This is a genomic window from Occultella glacieicola (assembly GCF_004353825.1).
GTDB classification, from domain to species: domain Bacteria; phylum Actinomycetota; class Actinomycetes; order Actinomycetales; family Beutenbergiaceae; genus Occultella; species Occultella glacieicola.
Genome location: NZ_SMNA01000006.1, coordinates 223,570 through 244,630 on the forward strand (window position 1 = coordinate 223,570; position 21,061 = coordinate 244,630).

Annotated in this window: 19 protein-coding genes and 1 pseudogene; 13 read left to right on the forward strand and 7 right to left on the reverse strand. The window is 70.8% G+C overall.

Annotation, left to right across the window (positions count from 1 at the left end):
- Positions 1-155: 155 nt before the first annotated feature.
- Both EXU48_RS13830 and EXU48_RS13835 read right to left on the reverse strand, forming a co-directional pair.
- The gene (locus EXU48_RS13830) at positions 156-1,118 is read right to left on the reverse strand and encodes an alpha/beta hydrolase (RefSeq protein ID WP_133108247.1); all 963 of its coding nucleotides are present in this window, start codon (positions 1,116-1,118) and stop codon (positions 156-158) included.
- Between the two features lie 119 nt (positions 1,119-1,237).
- Positions 1,238-1,564, reverse strand: coding sequence for a hypothetical protein (locus EXU48_RS13835; RefSeq protein ID WP_133108248.1), 327 nt, complete (start codon positions 1,562-1,564; stop codon positions 1,238-1,240).
- A 305-nt stretch (positions 1,565-1,869) separates the two neighbouring features.
- Between EXU48_RS13835 and EXU48_RS13840 the strand changes: the two genes are divergently transcribed.
- From EXU48_RS13840 to EXU48_RS13885, 10 genes are all read left to right on the forward strand, one after another.
- Entirely contained in the window at positions 1,870-2,982 is a 1,113-nt protein-coding gene (locus tag EXU48_RS13840) for a LacI family DNA-binding transcriptional regulator (RefSeq protein WP_133108249.1), read from the forward strand.
- Positions 2,979-4,607: an FAD-dependent oxidoreductase gene (locus EXU48_RS13845; RefSeq protein WP_133108250.1), complete on the forward strand. Its 1,629-nt coding sequence runs from the start codon at positions 2,979-2,981 to the stop codon at positions 4,605-4,607. The genes EXU48_RS13840 and EXU48_RS13845 overlap by 4 nt, the downstream gene beginning before the upstream one ends.
- Positions 4,608-4,671: 64 nt before the next feature.
- Positions 4,672-5,973 (forward strand): ABC transporter substrate-binding protein, encoded by a 1,302-nt coding sequence (locus EXU48_RS13850; RefSeq protein ID WP_235857023.1) that lies wholly within the window; start codon positions 4,672-4,674, stop codon positions 5,971-5,973.
- A gap of 38 nt (positions 5,974-6,011) precedes the next feature.
- Positions 6,012-6,935 (forward strand): carbohydrate ABC transporter permease, encoded by a 924-nt coding sequence (locus EXU48_RS13855; RefSeq protein WP_133108251.1) that lies wholly within the window; start codon positions 6,012-6,014, stop codon positions 6,933-6,935.
- Entirely contained in the window at positions 6,925-7,869 is a 945-nt protein-coding gene (locus EXU48_RS13860) for a carbohydrate ABC transporter permease (RefSeq protein ID WP_133108252.1), read from the forward strand. The genes EXU48_RS13855 and EXU48_RS13860 overlap by 11 nt, the downstream gene beginning before the upstream one ends.
- Before the next feature lie 64 nt (positions 7,870-7,933).
- Positions 7,934-8,686 (forward strand): sortase, encoded by a 753-nt coding sequence (locus EXU48_RS13865; RefSeq protein ID WP_207947736.1) that lies wholly within the window; start codon positions 7,934-7,936, stop codon positions 8,684-8,686.
- Between the two features lie 135 nt (positions 8,687-8,821).
- The gene (locus EXU48_RS13870; RefSeq protein ID WP_133108253.1) at positions 8,822-9,511 is read left to right on the forward strand and encodes a ferritin-like domain-containing protein; all 690 of its coding nucleotides are present in this window, start codon (positions 8,822-8,824) and stop codon (positions 9,509-9,511) included.
- Positions 9,512-9,520: 9 nt separating this feature from the next.
- Positions 9,521-10,132, forward strand: a complete 612-nt coding sequence (locus EXU48_RS13875; protein ID WP_235857024.1) for a ferritin-like domain-containing protein — start codon at positions 9,521-9,523, stop codon at positions 10,130-10,132.
- Positions 10,133-10,312: 180 nt separating this feature from the next.
- Complete coding sequence (locus tag EXU48_RS13880; protein WP_133108254.1) at positions 10,313-12,736, forward strand: DUF4127 family protein; 2,424 nt, start codon at positions 10,313-10,315, stop codon at positions 12,734-12,736.
- A gap of 83 nt (positions 12,737-12,819) precedes the next feature.
- Positions 12,820-13,722 carry a sulfurtransferase gene (locus EXU48_RS13885; protein ID WP_133108255.1) on the forward strand — a complete coding sequence of 301 codons (903 nt, stop codon included), beginning with the start codon at positions 12,820-12,822 and terminating at the stop codon, positions 13,720-13,722.
- Positions 13,723-13,777: 55 nt separating this feature from the next.
- On the opposite strand, the pseudogene EXU48_RS13890 reads toward EXU48_RS13885, so the two are convergent.
- From EXU48_RS13890 to EXU48_RS13900, 3 genes and pseudogenes are all read right to left on the reverse strand, one after another.
- Positions 13,778-14,113: pseudogene (locus EXU48_RS13890) on the reverse strand (HepT-like ribonuclease domain-containing protein); the annotation flags it as partial.
- Between the two features lie 33 nt (positions 14,114-14,146).
- Positions 14,147-14,746 carry a GNAT family N-acetyltransferase gene (locus EXU48_RS13895; protein WP_133108257.1) on the reverse strand — a complete coding sequence of 200 codons (600 nt, stop codon included), beginning with the start codon at positions 14,744-14,746 and terminating at the stop codon, positions 14,147-14,149.
- 10 nt (positions 14,747-14,756) lie between these two features.
- On the reverse strand, positions 14,757-16,100 hold the full coding sequence (locus EXU48_RS13900; RefSeq protein WP_133108258.1) for an MFS transporter: 1,344 nt from the start codon (positions 16,098-16,100) through the stop codon (positions 14,757-14,759).
- A gap of 99 nt (positions 16,101-16,199) precedes the next feature.
- Between EXU48_RS13900 and EXU48_RS13905 the strand changes: the two genes are divergently transcribed.
- On the forward strand, positions 16,200-17,381 hold the full coding sequence (locus tag EXU48_RS13905; protein WP_133108259.1) for a MalY/PatB family protein: 1,182 nt from the start codon (positions 16,200-16,202) through the stop codon (positions 17,379-17,381).
- A gap of 13 nt (positions 17,382-17,394) precedes the next feature.
- Here the strand turns inward: EXU48_RS13905 and cls are convergent, their stop codons facing one another.
- Together cls and EXU48_RS13915 are read right to left on the reverse strand one after the other, a co-directional pair.
- A complete protein-coding gene (gene cls / locus EXU48_RS13910) occupies positions 17,395-18,837 on the reverse strand; it encodes a cardiolipin synthase (RefSeq protein ID WP_133108459.1) in 1,443 nt (480 codons plus the stop codon).
- A gap of 165 nt (positions 18,838-19,002) precedes the next feature.
- Positions 19,003-19,542 (reverse strand): GNAT family N-acetyltransferase, encoded by a 540-nt coding sequence (locus EXU48_RS13915; RefSeq protein ID WP_207947737.1) that lies wholly within the window; start codon positions 19,540-19,542, stop codon positions 19,003-19,005.
- A gap of 162 nt (positions 19,543-19,704) precedes the next feature.
- Here EXU48_RS13915 and EXU48_RS13920 point away from each other — a divergent pair, with 162 nt between their 5' ends.
- Both EXU48_RS13920 and EXU48_RS13925 read left to right on the forward strand, forming a co-directional pair.
- Positions 19,705-20,652: a phosphotransferase gene (locus EXU48_RS13920; RefSeq protein ID WP_165962813.1), complete on the forward strand. Its 948-nt coding sequence runs from the start codon at positions 19,705-19,707 to the stop codon at positions 20,650-20,652.
- A 49-nt stretch (positions 20,653-20,701) separates the two neighbouring features.
- Complete coding sequence (locus EXU48_RS13925) at positions 20,702-21,040, forward strand: hypothetical protein (RefSeq protein ID WP_133108261.1); 339 nt, start codon at positions 20,702-20,704, stop codon at positions 21,038-21,040.
- Positions 21,041-21,061: the final 21 nt, after the last annotated feature.

Consider the following 21,061-nt stretch of genomic DNA (forward strand, 5'->3'; position numbering starts at 1 on the left):
CGGTGACCAACCAGTCCGAACGCGCGAACCTTCTCCCGTGGGGTGATCCCGCCGAACTATTCGGTCGACTTCGGCTCGCGCGAACTGCCCGGGGAGCTGACGGTCGTCAACTCCGTGCCCAGCCCCGAGCTCATCTTCGCCGAGGGTCGGGCGCTTCATCCGTCAGGTGCCAACTCCCGGCGCAAGAACGCGGCCAGCCGGTCCAGGGCCGGACCGGACGCGGCGCACCAAGTAGGGAACGAGAAGATGCCGTGCGGGCTATCGACGAGGCGAGCAAGCTCCACCCGGACGCCCGCCGCACGCAGCGTTTCGCCGTAACGGATGCCGTCCTCGTACAGGTAATCGTGGTCCGCGGTCAGCACGAACGCCGGCGGCAACCCGGAGTGGTCCGATGCCAGCAACGGCGAGATCAGGGGGTCGGCGGGATCGCCATGCTCGCCGAGGTAGGCCCGGACCATATCCGGCGCATCCGTCGGGCGGCCGAACGGCTCGGTGGAGCGGGTGGTCATCAGCGGGGAACGCGGGCGCACGTCGAACGCGCCCTGCAGCAGACCCTGCGCCCGGATCGCCGGGCCGCCCGAGTCCCGCGCCATGAGAGTCACGACCGCAGCCAGGTTGGCACCGGCGCTCTCGCCGATGACCGCCAGACGCCCGGCGTCACCGCCGAACCGTTCCGCATTGGCGGCCAACCACGCCGTCACCGCGTAGCAGTCCTCGCCCGCCGCCGGCGCCGGGTGGGCGGGCGCCAGCCGGTAGCCCGGTGACACCACGACCGCACCGAGGCGCGCACAGAGCCTGGAGGAGAGCCAGTTCAGGAGGGTCTGGTGTGCGAACACGAAGCCCCCGCCCGGAAACACGACCACGAGCGGCTTCGTGACGTCGTGGCGTTCGTCGCCCGGCTGGAACATGCGGGCCGGGATGTCGCCCGCAGGCCCAGGCACCGCGATGTCGGCGATCCGCACCGTGGGGTCCGGCGGACCGTTGAGAAGGTCACCGATCCAGGACGGGCCATCATGCGCCTGGAGCAGCCGGCGCTTCGCGTCGGGCATCGTGGCGTACCGCCCCACCACCACGCGCAGCACGGCCCCCAGGATCCGGACTCGCCAGGACAATGCCATTGCCGGGTCGCCCCTTCTCCTTCGCCCCGCGCGCTCCGCAGCCTACTCCTCGCCAAGTCAGGGCTGGTGGCCCGCCGACCAGTGCCGGAGCGCTGCCCGGGCTCTCCCGCATCGCGCGTTCAGGCGGCCTGGTCGCCGTTGAGCCGTCGACGGGCGGCCTCGATCGCCTCCAGCGCCGCACAGAGACCTGCGCTCACCCCGCGCCCGAAGTCGCTGCTCCCGCCGACCTCGTCCCGCAGCCCTCGGAGCGCCGTGGACATCTCGCTCAGGGCCTCTGCTGCCCCGTCGGCGACTAGGTGCGCCTCATACTCGGCCTCCCACTCACGCCAGGGGAGGCGGTGTCCGCAGGAGCAGTACCGCTCGTGGATCTCGGTGCCGCCTGGCCCGTAGCTCGTCAGTGTTCCGGGCAGGTGCTCGCGCCGGCACGCCGGCCGCGCCTTGCTCATCGAGACCACCCTCCTCACAAGCCTGTCCATCACGAGGAGGGTCGCGATGGGGTTCTGATGCGTTCGGACCAACCTGCACGTCATGCGAACGCCGCCACGATCTCCGGGTGCCATGACGCTGCGGGCCAGTTCCCCTCGGGTCATGCGCAAAAGGGTCCTGCCCGCACCGAGTGTCACACCGTCATGGAAACGGGAGCTGAGCGGCCCGCAGCGCGGCTCAAGGTTGCAGTTTTGCGCAAAACCCGATCTGGTGGCGTCAGACCACCACAGAACCGCACACCCGATCGAGCCAAGGGAGGCAGACGATGGCGCAGCGTAGACCGGCCAACGGGCGCGTGACCCAGGCCGACGTCGCCCGGATCGCCGGGATCAGCCAGACGGTCGTCTCGATGGTCCTCAACGGCACCGGGATCGCCCAGCGCCGGGTCAGCGACGACACCCGCCGTCGGGTGCTCGACGCCATCGAGCGCACCGGCTACGTCGCCAACCCGATCGCGCAGCGCCTCGCCGGTGGCAAGAACGCACTGGTGGGCGTGTACACCTACGAGCCGGTCTTCCCGAGCAGTGCCGGCGACTTCTACCAGCCGTTCCTGGAGGGTGTGGAGCGCGCGGCCCAGACGCGTGGGGTGGACCTGGTCCTGTTCACCTCGATGTCCGCCCACCACGGCGGGCCGCTGGTCGACGGCGGGAGCCTGCACCGGCTTCGGGTGGCCGACGGGTGTGTGCTGCTCGGGCGTCACTCCCACGCCCAGGACCTGGTCGCGCTGGCGAGCCAGGACTTCCCATACGCGTTCGTCGGTCGGCGCGCGGCCCCCGGGGTCACGGTCCCGTTCGCCGGTGCCGACTACGACGGCGCGACCGCCGCCGTCACCGAGCGGCTCCTCGATCTCGGGCACCGGCGCGTCGCGATCATCTCCGAGGCCGGTCCGCACGAGTCGATCGAGGACCGGGTGCGCGGATACCGCCGGGCGATGCGTGCCGCCGGGCAGCTGCCCGTCACCTTCGAGGACCCGGACTTCACCTCCGGTGAGTTCTTCGAGACCCTCGCGGTCCACGAGATCACCGCGGTCCTCGCGATGTCCGACCTCGCCCGGCCGCTGCGGGATGCGGCGCTGGCGCGAGGGATGCGGGTGCCACAGGACCTGTCGATCGCCCGCCTCGGGGACCCGGAGCGGCGCGACGCCGGCGGGGTGGACTGGTCCGGCTTCACGATCCCCCGGGTCGAGATGGGCGCGCAGGCGTTGCAGATCGTGCTGCACCAACTCTCCCCGTCCGAGCCCACCGGGAGCCGCGACGACCCCGACCGGCCCGAGGCCACCCTCCAGGTCTTCATCCCGTGCGAGCTCGTCCCGGGCTCCACCATCGCTGCCACGACGACCACCACCTCGACGAACACCAAGGAGAACGCCACCTCATGAGCGGCATCACGCACGACGAACACACCCAGGTCCTCGTGGTCGGGGGTGGGCTCGGCGGTGTCGCCGCCGCCCTCGCTGCGGCCCGTTCGGGCGCCACCGTGGTGCTCACCGAGGAGTTCGAGTGGATCGGCGGGCAGTCGACCTCCCAGGCCGTGCCGCTGGACGAACACCCGTGGATCGAGGACTTCGGCTGCACCCGCTCCTACCGCCGGTACCGCGACGGCATCCGCGACTACTACCGGCGCGCCTACCCGCTCACCGACGAGGCGGCCGCCCGGCGCGACCTCAACCCGGGTGCCGGCTGGGTGAGCAAGCTCTGCCACGAGCCCCGCGTCGCCGTCGCCGTGCTGGAGGAGATGCTCGCGCCGTACCGGTCCAGCGAGCGGCTGCGCCTGTTCACCGGCTACCGCCCGGTCGCGGCGGACGCCGTCGACGGCGTGGTGTCCTCGGTCACCCTGGCCCCCGTCGACGGGGACCGGCACCTGCGCATCGGTGCCGACTACGTGATCGACGCCACCGAGCTGGGTGACCTGCTCCCGCTGGCGGGCATCGACTACGTCACCGGATTCGAGTCCCGTGCCGAGACCGGCGAGCCGAGCGCTCCCGAGCAGGCCCAGCCGGAGAACATCCAGGCGCTGAGCATCTGCTTCGCCGTCGAACACGAGGCCGGAGCCGACCACACGATCCCGAAGCCGGAGCAGTACGAGAAGTGGCGTGCCGTGCAGCCGGACTTCTGGGGCGCGCCGCTGGTGAGCTGGACCGCGCCGCACCCGCGCACCCTCGAGATCACGTCCCGGCACTTCGAACCGAACCCCGGCGACGACGTGCTGGCCGTGGTGGCCGACCAGAGCGCGAACCCCGGGGACACGAACCTGTGGAGCTTCCGCCGGATCATCGCCACGGACATGTTCGCCAAGGGCACGTTCGACAGCGACGTCACCCTGGTCAACTGGCCGTCCATCGACTACTTCGAGGCACCGGTCATCGACGTGCCCGAGGACGTCGCGGCAGCCCGGCTCGAGGACGCCCGGCAGCTCAGCCTCTCGATGTTGTACTGGATGCAGACCGAGGCACCCCGCCCGGACGGTGGTGCCGGCTGGCCGGGACTGCGGTTGCGCCCGGACATCATGGGCACCGAGGACGGCCTCGCGATGGCGCCCTACCACCGGGAGAGCCGCCGCATCCGGGCCGTGGAGACGATCCGGGAACAGGACGTCTCCCCCGCCGCCCGCGGCACCGACACCGCCCGCAGTTACCCCGACAGCGTCGGCGTGGGCATGTACCGGATCGACCTGCATCCCTCCACCGGCGGCGACAACTACATCGACGTCCCGGCGGCGCCGTTCCAGATCCCCCTCGGCTCGATCATCCCCGCCGGCGGCGGCAACCTGCTCGCCGGCGCGAAGAACCTCGGCACCACCCACATCACGAACGGCTGCTACCGGCTGCACCCCGTGGAGTGGAACATCGGCGAGGCCGCCGGGATGCTCGCCGCGCACTGCCTGAACACCGGCCTCACCCCCACGGGCGTGCACGGCGATACCTCCGCCGTCGGAACCTTCCAGCAGGTCCTCGAGGCGGACGGCTTCGAACTGAGCTGGCCTGACGGCGTCTACGCCTACTGAGCCTCACCGCGACATCCACAGCAGAACCTGACAACGAAGTCCCCCACGAGAAGGAGTCAGTCCCATGAATCCGCAGATCCGCCGTCGTCATTTCCTGTCCATGGTGGGCGTCGGTGCCCTCGGCACCACGGCGCTCGCCGCCTGCTCCGACGACGGCGGCGCAGGCGAGGAGGCCCCCGAGGGCCCCGTCGAACTGCGCATGACCGTCTGGACCGCGTCCGAGGACCACCTCGGGCTGTTCCAGGAGATCGCCGACGCCTACGTCGCCGACCATCCGGACGAGGTCTCGGCCGTTACGTTCGAGACCATCCCCTTCGACGGCTACACCACCAGCCTGACCACCCAGCTCGCCGGCGGGAACCCACCCGACCTCGCGTGGATCTTCGAGTCGAACGCCCCCGAGTTCGTGCAGTCCGGTGCGCTCGTGGACGTGCGCGAGACGCTCTCGTCCACGGAGGGCTACGACTTCGAGGACGTCGGCGAGACCGCCCTCGAGCTCTGGCAGGACGGCGACGCGCTGTACGCCTACCCGTTCTCCAACTCGCCGTTCGTGATGTTCGTCAACACCGACCGGATCGCCGGATCCGGTCAGCCGAACCCGGCCGACCTCGTGGCCTCCGACGGCTGGACCTACGACGCGGCGCGCGACATCTCCGCGGCCTCCGCCGCCGCCCTCGGCGGCGCGGGACTCGTGGTCCGCGACTTCGACTACATGAACTGGACCAACCTCGCCACGGTCTGGGGCGGCTGGGACGCCGAGCCCTGGAGCGCGGACGGCGCCACCTCCGAGTTCGACTCCCCCGAGATGGTCGACGCCCTGGAGTGGTTCCACGACGCGATCTTCACCCAGAACGCGATCCCCGGACCCGGCACCAGCGCGGACTTCTTCGCCGGCGACACCACGATGACGATCACGCAGATCTCCCGGGCGTCCTCGCTGGACGGCTCGTTCGCCTGGGACATCGTGCCGCTGCCGGCCGGTCCGACCCAGCAGCAGAACATCGTCGGCCAGGCCGGCGTGGGCGTGCTGGCCGCGGGCAAGAACCCCCAGGCGGCGGCGAACTTCCTCGCGTACTTCACGAACCCGGAGAACTCCGCGTCGCTGTCCCTGTACTTCCCGCCGCCGCGGGAGTCGCTCCTGAACCCGGAGACGCTCGCGGCCGGCAACCCCGTGTTCTCCGAGCCGCAGCTCGGGATCGTCATCGACTCGATCAGTGGCGCCACGACGAAGCCCTCGCACGCGAACTTCGCCCAGGTCGACACCACCGCCCGCGGCGCACTGGACGCCATGTGGACCCCGGACGCCGACGTCGCCGCCGTGGCGGCCGACGTCAGCGAAGCGATCCAGCCTCTCCTCGAGGCCTGAGCGGACCGGGCACAGGCACAGCACTGCACAGGAGCGAGATGACCTCGATCACCACTGCTCAGCCGGACCGGCCCCAGCGCCGGTCCGCCTGGCGGCGGCGCGACGCCGCCACCGGATACGCCTTCGTGGCGCCGGCCGTCATCGGCGCGATCGCCTTCGTGATCGTGCCGCTCGGGGCCGTCATCTGGTATTCGCTGCACGAGTGGAACGTGCTGGCGAACACGTTCACGTTCGTCGGCGCGGAGAACTACCAGCACATGCTGGACGACGCCGCCCTGCACGACTCCCTGATCGCGAGCCTGTGGTTCTCGATCGGGGTCGTCGCGGTGAACATCTCGCTCGCGCTGTTCCTCGCGGTGCTGCTGAACCAACGGCTGCCCGGCACCACGCTGTTCCGGGTCCTGTTCTTCACCCCGGTGGTGGTCTCGCTCGTCGCGTGGACGATCGTCTGGGGGTTCCTGCTGCAGGCGGACAACGGCATCAACGGATTCCTCGCCGAGTTCGGCGTCACCGGCCCGAACTGGCTGCGCAACAACGTGACCGCGATGATCGCGGTGGTCGTGGTGCAGGTCTTCAAGAACGTCGGCCTGAACATGGTGTTGTTCCTGTCCGCGCTGCAGTCCGTGCCCGAGGAGATCCAGGAGGCCGCCCGCCTGGACGGTGCCGGTGCCTGGCGCCGGTTCTTTGCGATCACCCTGCCGATGATCAGCCCGACCATGCTCCTGGTCGCGATCCTCACGGTCGTCGGGTCCCTGGAGACGTTCGCCCTGATCGACGTCCTCACCGACGGCGGCCCGGGCACCTCGACGACGGTGCTCGTGTTCTACCTGTACCGGCAGGCCTTCGAGTTCAACCAGTTCGGGTACGCCAGCGCCATCTCGGTGCTGCTGTTCGTGATCGTGCTGGCCCTGACCCTGCTCCAGTGGCAGACCCGGAAGCGGTGGGTGTTCCATGAGTCCTGATCAGCTCACGCACAGGCGCACGACGGCGGAGGGCGCCCCGGGCTCGTCGGTCGCCGATGGTCGCGGTACGCCGGCCGCGCGACGCCCCCGGCGCAGGTTCGGCAGTGAACACCTGGGCCGTGCCGCCCTGGTGTTCCTGATGATCATCGTCGCGGTCCCGTTCGTGTTCCCGATCTGGTGGATGATCACCTCGAGCATGAAGACCACGAGCGAGATCCTGCGGCTGCCGCCCAGCCTCTGGCCGGAGTCCCCGTCGTTCGACTCCTACCGCCAGGTCTTCGAACTGCAGCCGTTCGCGCAGCAGTACCTCAACAGCCTCTACATCGCGGTCCTGGTCACCGTCGGCACGATGGCCGTGGCGGCCCTGGCCGGCTACGCGTTCGCGCGGATCCGGTTCCGCGGTTCGAACGCGCTGTTCGTGCTCGTCCTGGTGGGCCTGCTGGTGCCCTCCGAGGTCACGATCGTCCCGCTGTTCCGGATGGTGAACTCGGCCGGGCTGATCGACACCCACTGGCCGCTGATCGTGATCCCGATCCTCGGCGCGCCCAGCGTGCTGGCCACGTTCATCATGCGTCAGTTCTTCGTCACGCTCCCGGGTGAGCTCGAGGAGGCGGGCCGCATGGACGGTCTGAGCCGGTTCGGGATCTTCGCCAGGATCGCGCTGCCGCTGTCCCGCTCGGCCCTCGCCGCCGTGGCCATCTTCACGTTCCTGAAATCCTGGAACCTGTACCTCGAACCGCTGGTGTACCTGTCCTCGAAGTCCAACTTCACCCTCCCGCAGGCCCTCACCCAGTACGTCGACGCCTACGGCGGTCCGATCTGGAACGTCCAGCTCGCGGCGACCACCCTCACGGTGATCCCGGTGCTGATCGTGTTCATCGCGGCCCAGCGGCAGTTCATCCAGGGGCTGGCGAACTCCGGCCTGAAGGGCTGAGGCTGAGAGTTCCGACCCGTCGGTCCAGACCCAACCGGATCGGCTGCGGCTCCGAATCGTCGGTATGGGACCGCCACTGCCGACGCAACGAGGCACCACGGAGGCCGGCGCCGTCGGGGCACGGCGCCGCAGCCGCCCGTCGACGCTCGGACGACGGGCCGCGACGGGCGTCGTGGTCGCCGTGGTCGGCGTGGCCCTGGTCGTGCTTCCGGGTCTGGGGGGCGACGACCCGCAGTCCGGGCCGGGCGATCCCACGGTTTCCGTGCCGGACGCGGGCCAGGGCTCGGAGGACCGACGCCCGACCCTGGAGACCGTGCAGGGTCTGGCCGCCGAACTGAGCGACACCACCGGCGACCAGCCTGTCGACCCGGACCGCGTGGCGGCCGTGGTGACCAGCCCGGGTCCGTTCGTGGCCCTCGGTCGGTTGCAGATCCCCGCCATCGGGCTCGACGTCGAGGTCGGCAACGGGGTCGACCCGAACACCCTGACCCTCGGTCCGGGCCACTGGCCGGGCACACCATTGCCGGGCCGGCCCGGCAACGCGGTCCTGTCCGGTCATCGCACCACCCACACCGCTCCGTTCCGCGACCTCGACGAGATGGTCGAGGGTGACCGGATCACGGTGTCGACCCCGACGGGCACGGCGACCACGTTCGTGGTCACCGAGGTGCTCCTGGTCGGTGTCGCCGAGTACACGAACGAGGTCCTCGCCCAGCCCGAGGACCCGTCGGCACGTGAGCTGACGCTGTTCGCGTGCCACCCGGAGGGCCGCCTCACCCACCGGATCGTCGTGCACGCGCAGGTACCGCCGGCCTGATCCCCGCCCACCGGGTGGATCCATACGAAAGGAGCGACACCTCGATCGGAACCAGGATCGCCGCGAGCCCCCGGCCTTCATCGGCGGTGCGACGCGGACATGAGCAGATCACCAACGAAAGCAGGTGTGACTTCCATGCACGAGACCAACGAGCCCCTCGGGGCCGACTCCGGGCGGGCCGCGCGAGTGCGCCGTTCCAGCCAGATGTTCGGCGGCAAGCCGGTGCTGCAGTTCCGGACCGAGACATCACGCCGGGGATTCATCGCCGGTGCCGCGCTGGTCGGGGTCGGGGCGACCTTCGTCGCCTTCAACCGCAACGACCCACGCGCCTTCGCCGACGCCGGTGGCGACATCGACATCCTCAACTACGCGCTCACCCTGGAGTACCTCGAGGCGGAGTTCTACACGCAGGGAATCTCCGGCAACGTCCTCACCGACGAACGTGAACTCGAGCTCGTCAGCCCGATCCGGGACCACGAGCAGGCACACGTCGACGGCATCAGCCAGTTGATCACCGACCTCGGCGGCACGCCGGTGGAGTCACCGACGTTCATGTTCCCCGAGGGCACGTTCACCGACCGGGACGTGTTCCTCGAGACGGCGTCGATGTTCGAGGAGTTGGGCGTGCAGGCCTACCACGGTCAGGTCGCCCTGATCAGCGACGTGCAGATCCTGGGCACCGCGGCAGCCATCGCGGGAGTCGAGTCCCGGCACGCGGCGGTTGTCGCCGACCTCATCGGCGGTGCCCCGTTCCCCGCACCGTTCGAGGCGAACCTTCCCGTGGAGGACGTCCTCGCGGCGGCCGGCCAGTTCATCGAGAGCTAGGAGAACACCGTGTACACACGCAAGAACCTGATCCGTGACGCCGGGCTGGTGATCCCCGGCGCGATCGCCCTGACGATGCTCGGTTCGAAGTTCGCGTTCGCCGACGACGGCGACTTCGAGAGTCCGCTCGACGTGCTCAACTATGCCCTCACACTCGAGTACCTCGAGGCCGAGTTCTACCGGCAGGGCAACGACGCGGGACTGCTCACCGGGAAGGCCGCGGAGTACTTCGCCACGATCCAGACCGACGAGGAGACGCACGTGATGACGCTCCAGGACACCATCGCGTCGCTCGGCGGCGCGGCCGTGCCGGCTCCGATGGTGGACTTCGGGGAGTCCTTCGCCAGCGAGGAGAGCTATCTCGAGACGGCCTACACCTTCGAGAACCTCGGCGTGCAGGCCTACCTCGGCGCGGCCCCGTCGCTGTTCCAGGAGAAGGAGCTGCTGACGGCGGCGGCGAGCATCTTCGGGGTCGAGGCACGCCACGCCGCGATCATCGGCGTGCTGCAGAACAAGCCCGCCGAGGGCGGCGTCTACCAGGGCGCTCTGGAGACCGCACTGGCGCGCGCCGACGTCCTCGAGGCGGCGTCTCCGTTCATCGTCAGCGCGGAGACGCTCTGACGGCGAACGGTTCACGGCACGGCGCCGGCGCGATCTCGGGGGTCGCGCCGGCGCCGCCGTCGGAAGGCACACCTTGCAGTTTTACGCATGACTCGGTTGCCTGGGCGTCAGGACCCCATCGGGCTTCCGTGGCCACCGCACCGAGGCGGAGGCGCCGGACCCGGAGACAGGAAGTTCCGGATGCGTTCCATTGCCGCCCTGGTCGGCGCCGTCGGCCTCCTCGCCGCTGGGCTCGTCGCCGTCCCGCCCGCCCCCGCCGGCCAGGCGATCCCACCGGCCGGGGCGCCCGTCTCCCTCGGCGAGATCGCCGTGGTGCCGCTCGACGACCGGCCGTTCCCCGCCGTCACACCGCTGGAGATCGCCGCCGCCGGCGGCCACACGGCGATCGCCCCGCCCACCGATGACCTGGGTGAGTTCTTCACCTATGGCGATGCGGACGCCGTCGGGCAGTGGTGGCTCGAAGCCGCCGCGGAGGCGGACGCCTCCGTCGTCGCGCTGCCGATGCTCGCCTACGGCGGCCTCGTCGCCTCCCGGGCGTGCGGCACGGACCTGGAGACGGCGCGGGAGCGGTTGAGCGTGCTCGAGGAGGTCAAGACCGCGAACCCGGACCGGCCCGTCTACGCCTTCGACGTGATCCAGCGCCTGACCATCGAGCCAACCAGCGGCTACCCCGGTTCCTACTCCGGTCCGGTGCGCCGTTGGGCCGAACTCATGGACCAGGTGGAGAACCTGGGCATGGAGGAACTGCGGGCCGAGTACGAGCAGGTGGCCGCCTCCATCCCGGAGGAGATTCGGACCGACTACCTGTGCGCCCGGGCCCGCAACCACCAGATCAACCAGGACATGATCCACGCGGCCGCGGACGGCACCATCGACTTCCTCGTGCTCGGTCAGGACGACGCCAGCGCCTACGGCCCGCACCGCGCCGAGAAGGAACGGCTCGCCGCCCTGATCGCCGAGCTCGGCGTCGGGGACCGGGTCAAGATCTACCCCGGAGCGGACGTGCTCGGTGCACTCCTGACCGCGAAGCTGGTGGTGGAACGCCTCGGCGTGGATCCCTCGGTCGCCGTCGAATGGTCCCGCACCCCCGGCGAGGAGTGGACCGCGCCGTACCAGGACATCCCTTACGGCGACCTGGTGAACGAGTACATCACCACCCTCGGCGCTGTGCGTTCGGACACCCCGGACGCGGATGTGCTGCTGATGGCGAACACCTCCGGTGCGGGTTCCCTGCACCCGTTCGTGGACCGGATCAGTGCCGAGGTGGCGCATGGCCGGCTCGTCGCGATCGGCGACGACGCCGTGGCCGGGGTGGTCGACCCCGAGCTGATGTCCCTGGTCTCGCCGCGGATCGACCTGGCCGAACTGGGTGGCTGGTCCGGGTGGAACGTGGGCATCTCGTTGTCGCAGTCCGTGGTCCGGGCCGCGCTCCTCGAGGCGGGCGGGACGCTGCGGGCGGGCGAGGGCCCACGGGACAACCTGGTGCCGCGTCAGCGCGCGCAGGTGCTCACCGGCGCGGCGGCCGCGCACCAGCGCCTGCTCCTGGAGGAGCTCATCCACACCGACCTCTACCGCAACAACGTGCGGGCCGCCGTCCGGCAGTACGCCGTGGACCACGGCGACGACCCGCAGTACATGACGCAGGTGTTCGAGGGTGCGAACGCCCTGGCCGTGCAGCGCACCGACGCACTGGCGGAGGCGCTCTTCGCCGAGGAGTTCGCCGGGGTCTCGATCCGCCTCGGCAGCGACGGGCGCCGCGAGCACACCGCCGTGGTCTCCGCGATGGCGGGCCTGGACCTGCGCCTGGGGTGGCCGCGCTACCAGGAGCTGGACGTGTTCCCGGACGTGGTGCTGACCGACGAGCCGCCGGCGGATCCTGTCACGCTCGCGCTGCTGCCCGCACGGCTCGACGTGCGCCCCGGCGAGGCGACCTCGCTGGAGCTGACAGCAGTGCTGCGCAACGACACCGCCGCCCGGGTCACCGCGACCCTCGCCGTCGCCGCGCCGGAGGGCTGGGCAACCCCGACGCCGGCCTCCGTCCGGCTCGAACCGTTCCAGGTGTTCGAGGTGCCCGTCGAGGTCACGACGGCGGAACTCACCCCGGACTCCGACGCGGCGGTCGAGCTCTCGCTCACCCCGCGCGGCGGCACCCCGGTCACGACGACGGCCACCGTGTCCGCCGCGTGGCGCAACGTCGCCCTGGCCTCCTCCGGCGCGAGCGTGACGGCGTCGGGGTACTGGAACCAGTACTCCCCCGACCGCGCCATCGACGGCAACTCGGCCAGCACCGCGAGCCGGTGGATCACCGCCGCCGGACCCGCGCACTGGCTCGAGGTCAGGTTCGCCGCCCCGGAGCCGGTCGACACGGTGGACCTGTACCAGTACGGCGGCTACCTGCTCACCGACTACACGCTGTCGGCGCTGGTGGACGGCACCTGGCAGGACGTCGTCGCGGTCACCGGGAACACCGAGGTCGCCCCGCAGCACACGTTCGAGACCGTGGTGGCCACCGCCCTCAGGCTGGAGATCACCGGCACCCGCGACGGCCAGGTGCGCCTGTACGAACTCGAGGCGACCTGCCGCACGGCGGGTGCCTGCGGCTGAGCCCGCCCGGGCGTGATCCCACACGATGGAACGACACCCGCGCCCGGTTCGAGGGGCACGGGCACGCAGGTAGCGTCCGGTTCATGACCACCACCGACCACACCCGCACCACCGGCGCCGCCCGCCTCATCACCCCAGCCGACCTCGCCGGGATCGCCGGGCGGCCCGGCGTCGTCATCCTGGACGCCACCTCGATCATCCGCCAGCCCGACGGCGACGGGTACTACTCGGCCGACACCGGCCGTGGCCTCTACGAACAGGGCCACCTCCCCGGCGCCGTCTACGTCGACCTCCTCGACGACTTCGCCGACCGCAGCAACCCCGACTTCTGGACCGCCCTTTCCCCGGAGCAGTTCGCCGAGAAGATCGGCGCGCTCGGTGTCTCCAACGACTCGACCATCGTGGTCTACGACCAGGGCCAGACGATGTGGGCCACCCGCCTGTGGTGGAACCTGCGCTACGTCGGCCACGACGACATCCTCGTGCTCGACGGCGGACTGCCGGCCTGGCAGGCCGCCGGCCGGCCGGTCGAGACCGGCCCCGGGACGGCGCTGCCGCTGGCCACGTTCGTGGCCGACCCCCGCACCGAGCTCTACGCCTCCGTCGAGACGGTCACCGCCGCGCTCGGGGACCCGGGTACGGCGCTCGTCAACAGCCTCGACCGCGAGACGTTCACCGGCGAGCGGGTCACCTACGCGCGACCGGGCCGGATCCCCGGCTCGAAGCACATCTTCTTCGGCGACCTGGTCGACGCCACCGGCCTCGCCGCCGGGGTGGAGACGGTGCGCGCCGCCGGCGACGCCGCGGAGGTCATCGGAAGTGACGGCCCGGTGATCGCCTACTGCGGCGGCGGCATTGCGGCGACGTTCGTCGCCTTCCAACTCGCCCGTGCCGGCCGCTCGGACGTGGCCGTCTACGACGGCTCGATGACCGAATGGGCGAACAACCCCGCGCTGCCGTTGGAGACGGGCGAGCCCGCGTCCTGAACCTCGGCACGGCCCGCCGGCGCCGACCTCGGGGCCGGCGGGGTTGCCGCACCCCTCACCCGGCTGCGAGCCAAGAATTGGGCGAACGAGCCACTACAGCGGGCCAGCCTCGGCCAGCAGGGTGGTCGAGGTCGGCGATCAGTGGTCCGATGTACTTCGTGACGACCGCCCACACCGTCTCGTAGTCGATGTCACCGTATTCGTGCGCGATGACATTGCGCATGCCGATCATCTTGTGCAGGTTCGGGATCCGGTCCGCTGTCTCGAGGTCGTCGTGGCGGAGACGGACGAGCGCCTCGCCAAGGACCTCCAGTTGCCGCTCGACTGCGGAGCGCAGGAGCAAGTCGGCGAAGAACTGCTCCTTGGTCACGCCGTCCGTGAACGTGCGTACAGCCTTCGCAGCCCCACGATCGGCTGACCCGGTTCAGCCATCGTCGGTGAGGGTCTTGCGCATGATCAGGCGGGGCATCCTGCTCGCGACCGCGTCCGTGGTTCCGACCACGGAGAACCCGGCGCGCTCGAACATCGCCCGGGTCCCGACGAACGCCATCGTGGTGTCCATGCGGCCGTCCGGGTCGACCGGATGTGCCTCGACGGCCGGGGCGCCCATCCCCGCCGCGTAGGCGAGGGCGCCGCTGATCATCGCGTCGGTGACGCCCTGCCTGCGGTGGCCCGAGCGCACCACGAGGCAGATGATCGACCAGACGGGCACCTCGTCGATGCGGCGGATGAGTTTCGAGCGCTCGAGTCGGGGGATCTCGGTGCGGGGACTGATGCTGCACCATCCGACCGGCACGCCGTCGCGGTAGGTGACCACGCCGGGCGCGGTGTCCCGCTCGCACAGGGCCCGCATCGCCCGCTCCCGGCTGCCGCCGCCGAGTTCGTCGATCTGCCGCGCCGGGATCCGGTGCGAGAGGCACCAGCAGTGCGTCGCCCGACGGGTGGGGTTGATGACGTCGGCGAAATCCTCGAAGCGGTCGGCCGTGACCGGGTGGGTCTGCCAGCCCGCGCTCACCTGGCTCATGGCGCGCCCTTCACGATTGTCGGCTCGGTGAGTCGGCGATCTCGCTGACGCCCGACGGCGGCGCCTGCTCCTGGAGGATGGCGGCGGCCGCTGCGGCGTCCCCGGCCACGTGCCGGCGCAAGGCCGGCAGCACGAGCAGGATCGCCGGCGCCAGGATGATCGCCGCGGCGATGTTCACCGCTCGAAAGTCCCCAAACGCGAGGATGGGACCGGCGAGCGCTGCCGCGGCGGCGCCAGCGTAGTTCATGCCGGCGTCGGTCGCGCCCTGCAGCGGGATCCGCACCTCCTCGGAGGACACGGCGGCCAGCAGCGAAGACGCGGAGATGATGCACGCGGACCAGCCGATCCCGAGGATCGTCAGTGCGACCGCGGTGAGGCTGCTGTTGCCCGCGTCGCCGGGCCCGCCGGTGGCCAGGGCCGCGGCCATGAATCCGAGCGCCACCGCGACCACGAGGGTCACGATGCCACCGATCGCCGTGTGCACGGCGCCCCACCGGTCCGCGAGCCAGCCGAACACCGGGCTGAGCGCGTACATGCCCAGCACGTGCAGGCTGATCACAATCCCCACGAGTTCCAGCGACATGCCGTGGTGCTGCATGTGCAGCGGGGTCATCACCATCACCATGACCATCACCGAGTGCGCGCACGCGGTCAGGACCACCGCGAACCGCGCGACCGGGTGCCGGCCGGCCCAGCGCAGCGCGGCGACCGCCCCCACGGGGTGAGCCGTTCTCGCCGACCCGACGGCCGCCGTCGGGCTGGGTACGGCCGGTGCGGCCACGGGCCGGAAGAGTACGGCGAGGACGGTCGCCGCGGCGGCGAACGAGATCACGGAGAACAGGTAGACGCCGACCAGGTGCGGCAGCCCGAGGGACAGGCCCAGCCGGTCCCCGACGGCCGTCAGGTTCGGGCCGGCCACCGAGCCGACCGTGGTCGCCCAGATCACGATGGACATCGTGCGGGCACGGCTGGCGAGCGGGGCGTTGTCCGCGGCCGCGTACCGCGACTGTAGGTTCACGGCTTGGGCCACACCGAACAGGCCGAGGCCCACGAGCATCACGATCAGCTGGGAGAGCACGGCGGACAGGATGATCAGCAGCGCACCGACCACCGCGAACGCGTACCCGAGCGACAGGGCCCACCGCCGCCCACGTCTGGTCGCCATCGCCGCCAACGGCACCGCGGCCACCGCGGCGCCCAGCACGCTCGCCGCCTGGGCCAGGCCCGCCACGGACGTCCCGCCGAGCTCCTCGGCGAGCAGTCCGCCCACGGCCACCCCGGAAGCCACGCCGACTCCACCGAGCAGGTTCGAGACGATCAGGACGCCGACGCTGCGGCCGTCGATCCGCGCCATCAGGCGAACTTCCTTCCCAGACGTTTCCATGGACGGTCCACGGTACTTCTCCCGTCCGACATGATGGTCCGTGCACACGGTCGATCGAGAAGGTGGGGCATGGACTCAGCGGTGGGATTCGACAGTTCGGGCTTCGATGATCTGACGATCGAGTCGCTGCGCGGGTCGGGCAGCGTGAAGTGGTCCACCTTCCCGGACCGCATCGGTGCGTTCGTGGCCGAGATGGACTTCGGCACCGCCCCGGCCGTCAGCGCGGCCCTGCACGAGGCCGTGGACCGTGGCGTGTTCGGGTACCTACCGGGCGCGGTCCTCACGCCGATGCAGGAGGCGTGCGCGGCCTGGTCGCGGACGGTCTACGGCTGGGACGTCCCCGCGGCGAACGTGCGTCCCCTGCCGGACGTGATCAGCGCCCTCCAGGCCGCCATCGAACACTTCTGTACACCGGGCTCCCCGGTGATCCTGCCCACGCCTGCCTACATGCCGTTCCTGACCGTGCCGCCGGCGATGGGCCGGGAGATCATCCAGGTGCCGATGCTGCGCGAGGCCGGCCGCGACGTCTACGACCTCGACGGGCTCGATGCGGCCTTCCGCGCCGGCGGGAACCTGCTCATCCTGTGCAATCCCCACAACCCCATCGGCCGGGTCCTCGAGCGGGACGAGATGGAGGCCATCGCCGCGGTCGTCGAGCGGCATGGCGGGCGGGTGTTCTCCGACGAGATCCACGCTCCCCTGGTGTTCTCCGGGCACAAGCACGTGCCCTACGCCTCGATCAGCGACGCCACGGCCGGGCACACCGTCACCGCCGCCTCCGCCTCCAAGGCGTGGAACCTCCCCGGGCTCAAGTGCGCGCAACTGATCCTGTCCAACGATGCCGATGTGGCGACCTGGCGCGAGGTCGGCATGATGCCCGAGCACGGCGCCGCGAACCTCGGCGTCATCGCGAACACCGCCGCCTACTCCGCCGGCGGCCAGTGGCTCACGGACGTGCTGCGCTACCTCGAGGGCAACCGGGACGTGTTGAGCGACCTCGTCGCCGAGCACCTGCCCGGCGCCGACTGCACGCCGGCCGAAGGCACCTACCTCGCCTGGATCGACTGTCGCGCCCTCGACCTCGGGCCCGAGCCCGGCGGCTTCTTCGCCGAGCACGCCAGCGTCGCCTTGGTGGACGGCAGCGCGTGTGGGGATGCCGGCACCGGGTTCGTGCGCTACAACTTCGCCACGCCCCGCCCGATCATGGTCCGGGCGCTGGAGCAGATGGGGGCGGCGTTGGCCCGCAGGTAGGGCCGCCTGCCGGTCAGTTCAGGGCCGACGTCAGGCGAGCCAGGCCGTCCAGGAACGTCGCCCTGAGCGGCTCCTTGCGCCACTCCTCGAGGGTGAGCTCACGGCCAGCGTCACGGTAGCCCTGTTCGACCTCACGCATCGCCTCGACGAACGACCGTCCGTGCACCAGCAGGGAGACCTCCATGTCGAGGGTGAAGGACCGGATGTCCAGGTTGCTCGATCCGATCACCGCGATCTCGTCATCGATCGAGAAGTGCTTCGCGTGCAGGATGTAGGGAGCGGGGTAGAGGAAGATCCGCACGCCTGCCGCGAGGAGGGTGTCGTAGTACGAGCGTTGTGCGTGATACACCAGTCCCTGGTCGCCGATCTCGGACACGAAGAGCTGCACCTCGAGGCCCCGCTGGCACGCCGTGGTGATCGCGTAGACCATGGCCTCGTCCGGTACGAAGTACGGGCTCGTGAGAATGACCTTCTCGGTCGCGCCGTAGATGAGCGAGAGGAACAGGCGCAGGTTGCTCTCGGTCCGGTACCCCGGACCGCTCGGCACGACCTGGCACATGAGCGCGCCGGGCGAGGTGCTCACGGCGACATCGGCGGCGGGGACGTGCTCGGTGTCTAGTTGCTCCCCGGTCTCGATGAGCCAATCCGAGAGGAACACGGCGTTCGCGGACGCCACCACCGGCCCCGTCACCCGGGTGACAAGCTCCTGCCACATGAGTCCGCGTTTGATGTTCTTCGCGGAGTCGTAGTCACGCGAGATCAGGTTCTGCGAACCGAGGAACGCGACCTCGCCGTCGACGACGACGATCTTGCGGTGGTTGCGCAGATCCGGCCGCTGGTACTTGCCACGCAACGGCATGACCGGCAGCATCCACGACCACGAGACGCCGATGCGGTCGAGTTCGGCGAACGTCTCCTTCGAGCGGGCGACCTTCCTCGACGGGATGTGGTCGGCGAGGAGGCGCACCGAGACACCGCGCGTCACGGCGCGCTCCATCGCCGCGAAGAAACCCCTGGTCGTGTCGTCCAACGCGACGATGAAGTACTCGACATGCACGAAACGCTCGGCACGATCGATCTCCGCGGCCATGGCGTCGATCGACTGCTGATAGTCGCCGTGCAGGGTCGCGACGTTGCCGGCCACGGCAGGCAGCGCGGTCAACGTTTCGTTCTGCTCCAGAACGCGCTGGAACCATCGGGGCAGGCCGGCAGCGTCGGCGACCACGGCGTCGGACCTTGAGACCCGCTCGCTGACGATCCCGACGATGCGCTCCTGCTCCTCACGCCGCCTCTTGGGCAGCCGCACGCTCCCGATGAGCAGGAACAGCAGGATGCCGATGAAGGGGATCAGCATGATTGCGAGCAGCCACGCCATCGCCGCCGTCGGCTTGCGGTGTCGCGGAATGATGATCAGCGCCGCGATCTTGATCGCGAGGTCGATCAGAAACGCCGCCATCCAGACGAGGTTCGCCGCGAGCACTGGGTCCACACCCCAGAGTGTGGCAGTTCGCGGCGTACCGCAGTCATCCGTTTCAGCGGAGATTCGCCGGGGGCGACACCGCCCCGGGCGGGCCTCCCGGTTCCCGGTCAGGGTCAGGAGGTGCCGGTGGTGCGCTCCTGCTCACCGACGGCGCGGGCTGAGGAACCGGTGCGCGTCGACCGGCACGGCGCCGCCGGGCACGGGCGCCGGGTGGACGAAGCGACCGTCGTCGATCCACCCCTGCCGTTCGTAGAACCGGCGGGCAGCCGTGTTCCCGGTCGCCACGGCCAGCCAGGCCCGGTCGTGGCCCGCCGCGATCACCGCCCGTTCGCCCGCACGCAGCAACGCCGAGCCGATGCCGCCTCCACGCGCGGCCCGGTCCAGGTACAGCTGGTCGACCTGGTCGCCCTCGATCGTCACGAACCCGATGACCGCGCCGGCCCGTTCGGCGACGACCGTGTCCGTGAGGACCTCGGGAACCCGTTCGAGGAACGAGGCGGCGGTCCGGGCCTCGACGAGGGCGGGCGGCACGTGGCCGAGGTGGGCGTCGGCCCATCCCTGCCCCCAGATCCGGGCGATCTCGGCCGCGTCGGGAGGACCCGCCGGCCGCAGTTCGACGGCGCCACCGGCCGGTTCGGGAGCGCCGTTCTCCCCCGGCCCGCGTTCGGATGACATCGTCATGACAGGCCCCTTCTCGGCAGTCGGAGGCTGACGTGCAGTGTGGCACCGGCGTCGGGGATGTTTCAAGAAGCCCGGTGACGCGACGGTCGCACGGCCTCAGCTTCGGCTGAGGCGCCGAGGGCAATGGCGGCCGGGTCCGTCGCCGACGAGTACCCTGCCACGATGCGCGAACCACCGCCCGGCGTCGCCGACGACGCGATCGCCGCACTCCTCGAGCAGCACTGGTCGATTCGCGTCGCGTCGATCCACCACCTGCCCTGGGGCTTCGGTGCCTGGCACTGGCGGGTGGACGACTCCGACGGCGCGCGGTGGTTCGTGACGGCGGATGAGACGCCCGACGCCGCCCGGCGCCTCGAACTCGAAGCGACGTACGCCGCGGCTCGCGAGTTGCACTCTCGCGGCCTGGAGTTCGTGGTGCCGTCCGTGCCGTCCAGGTCGGGCCGCATGGTCGCCGCGATCGAGGGCTATGCGGTGAGCCTCGCGGCCTGGGTGTTCGGCGAACAGCCGACCGGCGCCCTCACGGCCGACGCCGCCGAGGCGACCGCCGCGATGCTGCGCCGGCTGCATCGCGAACCACCGCCGCCGGGCACGCGCGCCTGGATGCCCGCGCTACCGGGCCGCGCCGACCTCGAGCGGATGCCGGTGCTGCTCTCCCGGGACTGGACCGGAGGCCCGTTGAGCCGGGACGCCGAGGGCGTTGTGAACGAGCATCATGCGCGGATCCCGGCCTGGTTGTCGCGGTACGACGCGCGGGTGGAGCAGGCGCTCGCCGGCCGCGGCGACTGGGTCCTGACCCACGGTGAACCGGGACTGCACAACCAGATCGTGACGCCGTCCGGACGCAGGTGGGTCGACTGGGAGTCGATGCGAGTGGCTCCGCGCGAGCGGGACCTGACCGACCTCGCCCGGACCGGCGGCAGTGCGCACGGGGTGCGCGTCGGTGCGGACCCCGGGCTGCTCGAGCTGTTCGACCTGCGCTGGCGCTTGGACGAGATCGCCACCTTCTCGGCGTGGCTGCGCGGACCACACACCGGCACGGCTTCGGACCGGGTCGCGCTCGGCGGACTGATCGAGGAACTCACCCGCGAGGACTGGGTCACCGGGAACTGACGCCTGGCATGATCGACCTCATGGTCGAGCAGCCGACGGGTCCGCAACCGTGAACGCCGAGTCCGCCCTGCGGGAGGCGCGGATGGTCGGGCTGATCACGCTCGCCACGGGGGTGACGCTCACCGCCGCGCCCGGTCGCGTCGGTCCGCTCTTCGGCGTCGAGGACCGGTCGACGGCGCGGCTGCTCGGGCTGGCCGACCTCGCCCTGGTCCCGGGTCTGCTGGGCGGTACGCCGCGCTGGCCGTGGACGGCCGCGCGCGCCGTGGTCAACCTTCCCATGGCCGCCGTGCTCGCCCGCGGCCCGCGTACCGCCGGACGGGTCGTGGCGCTCGCGCTCACCGTGCGCGACGCCCAGGTGGCGCGGACCCTCCACCGCGAGCGACGCTGAGACCTGCGCCCCGACCGGCGA

Excerpts from the sequence above, each read along its gene's own strand:
- EXU48_RS13865 (WP_207947736.1), top strand. The coding sequence starts at position 7,934 with ATGGGACCGCCACTGCCGACGCAACGAGGCACCACGGAGGCCGGCGCC.
- EXU48_RS13860 (WP_133108252.1), top strand. The coding sequence starts at position 6,925 with ATGAGTCCTGATCAGCTCACGCACAGGCGCACGACGGCGGAGGGCGCC.
- EXU48_RS13880 (WP_133108254.1), top strand. The coding sequence starts at position 10,313 with ATGCGTTCCATTGCCGCCCTGGTCGGCGCCGTCGGCCTCCTCGCCGCT.
- EXU48_RS13905 (WP_133108259.1), top strand. The coding sequence starts at position 16,200 with ATGGACTCAGCGGTGGGATTCGACAGTTCGGGCTTCGATGATCTGACG.
- EXU48_RS13915 (WP_207947737.1), bottom strand. The coding sequence starts at position 19,542 with ATGACGATGTCATCCGAACGCGGGCCGGGGGAGAACGGCGCTCCCGAA.
- EXU48_RS13840 (WP_133108249.1), top strand. The coding sequence starts at position 1,870 with ATGGCGCAGCGTAGACCGGCCAACGGGCGCGTGACCCAGGCCGACGTC.
- EXU48_RS13835 (WP_133108248.1), bottom strand. The coding sequence starts at position 1,564 with ATGAGCAAGGCGCGGCCGGCGTGCCGGCGCGAGCACCTGCCCGGAACA.
- EXU48_RS13855 (WP_133108251.1), top strand. The coding sequence starts at position 6,012 with ATGACCTCGATCACCACTGCTCAGCCGGACCGGCCCCAGCGCCGGTCC.
- EXU48_RS13920 (WP_165962813.1), top strand. The coding sequence starts at position 19,705 with ATGCGCGAACCACCGCCCGGCGTCGCCGACGACGCGATCGCCGCACTC.
- EXU48_RS13900 (WP_133108258.1), bottom strand. The coding sequence starts at position 16,100 with ATGGCGCGGATCGACGGCCGCAGCGTCGGCGTCCTGATCGTCTCGAAC.
- EXU48_RS13850 (WP_235857023.1), top strand. The coding sequence starts at position 4,672 with ATGAATCCGCAGATCCGCCGTCGTCATTTCCTGTCCATGGTGGGCGTC.
- EXU48_RS13845 (WP_133108250.1), top strand. The coding sequence starts at position 2,979 with ATGAGCGGCATCACGCACGACGAACACACCCAGGTCCTCGTGGTCGGG.
- cls (WP_133108459.1), bottom strand. The coding sequence starts at position 18,837 with ATGGCGGCGTTTCTGATCGACCTCGCGATCAAGATCGCGGCGCTGATC.
- EXU48_RS13830 (WP_133108247.1), bottom strand. The coding sequence starts at position 1,118 with ATGGCATTGTCCTGGCGAGTCCGGATCCTGGGGGCCGTGCTGCGCGTG.
- EXU48_RS13870 (WP_133108253.1), top strand. The coding sequence starts at position 8,822 with ATGCACGAGACCAACGAGCCCCTCGGGGCCGACTCCGGGCGGGCCGCG.
- EXU48_RS13895 (WP_133108257.1), bottom strand. The coding sequence starts at position 14,746 with ATGAGCCAGGTGAGCGCGGGCTGGCAGACCCACCCGGTCACGGCCGAC.
- EXU48_RS13885 (WP_133108255.1), top strand. The coding sequence starts at position 12,820 with ATGACCACCACCGACCACACCCGCACCACCGGCGCCGCCCGCCTCATC.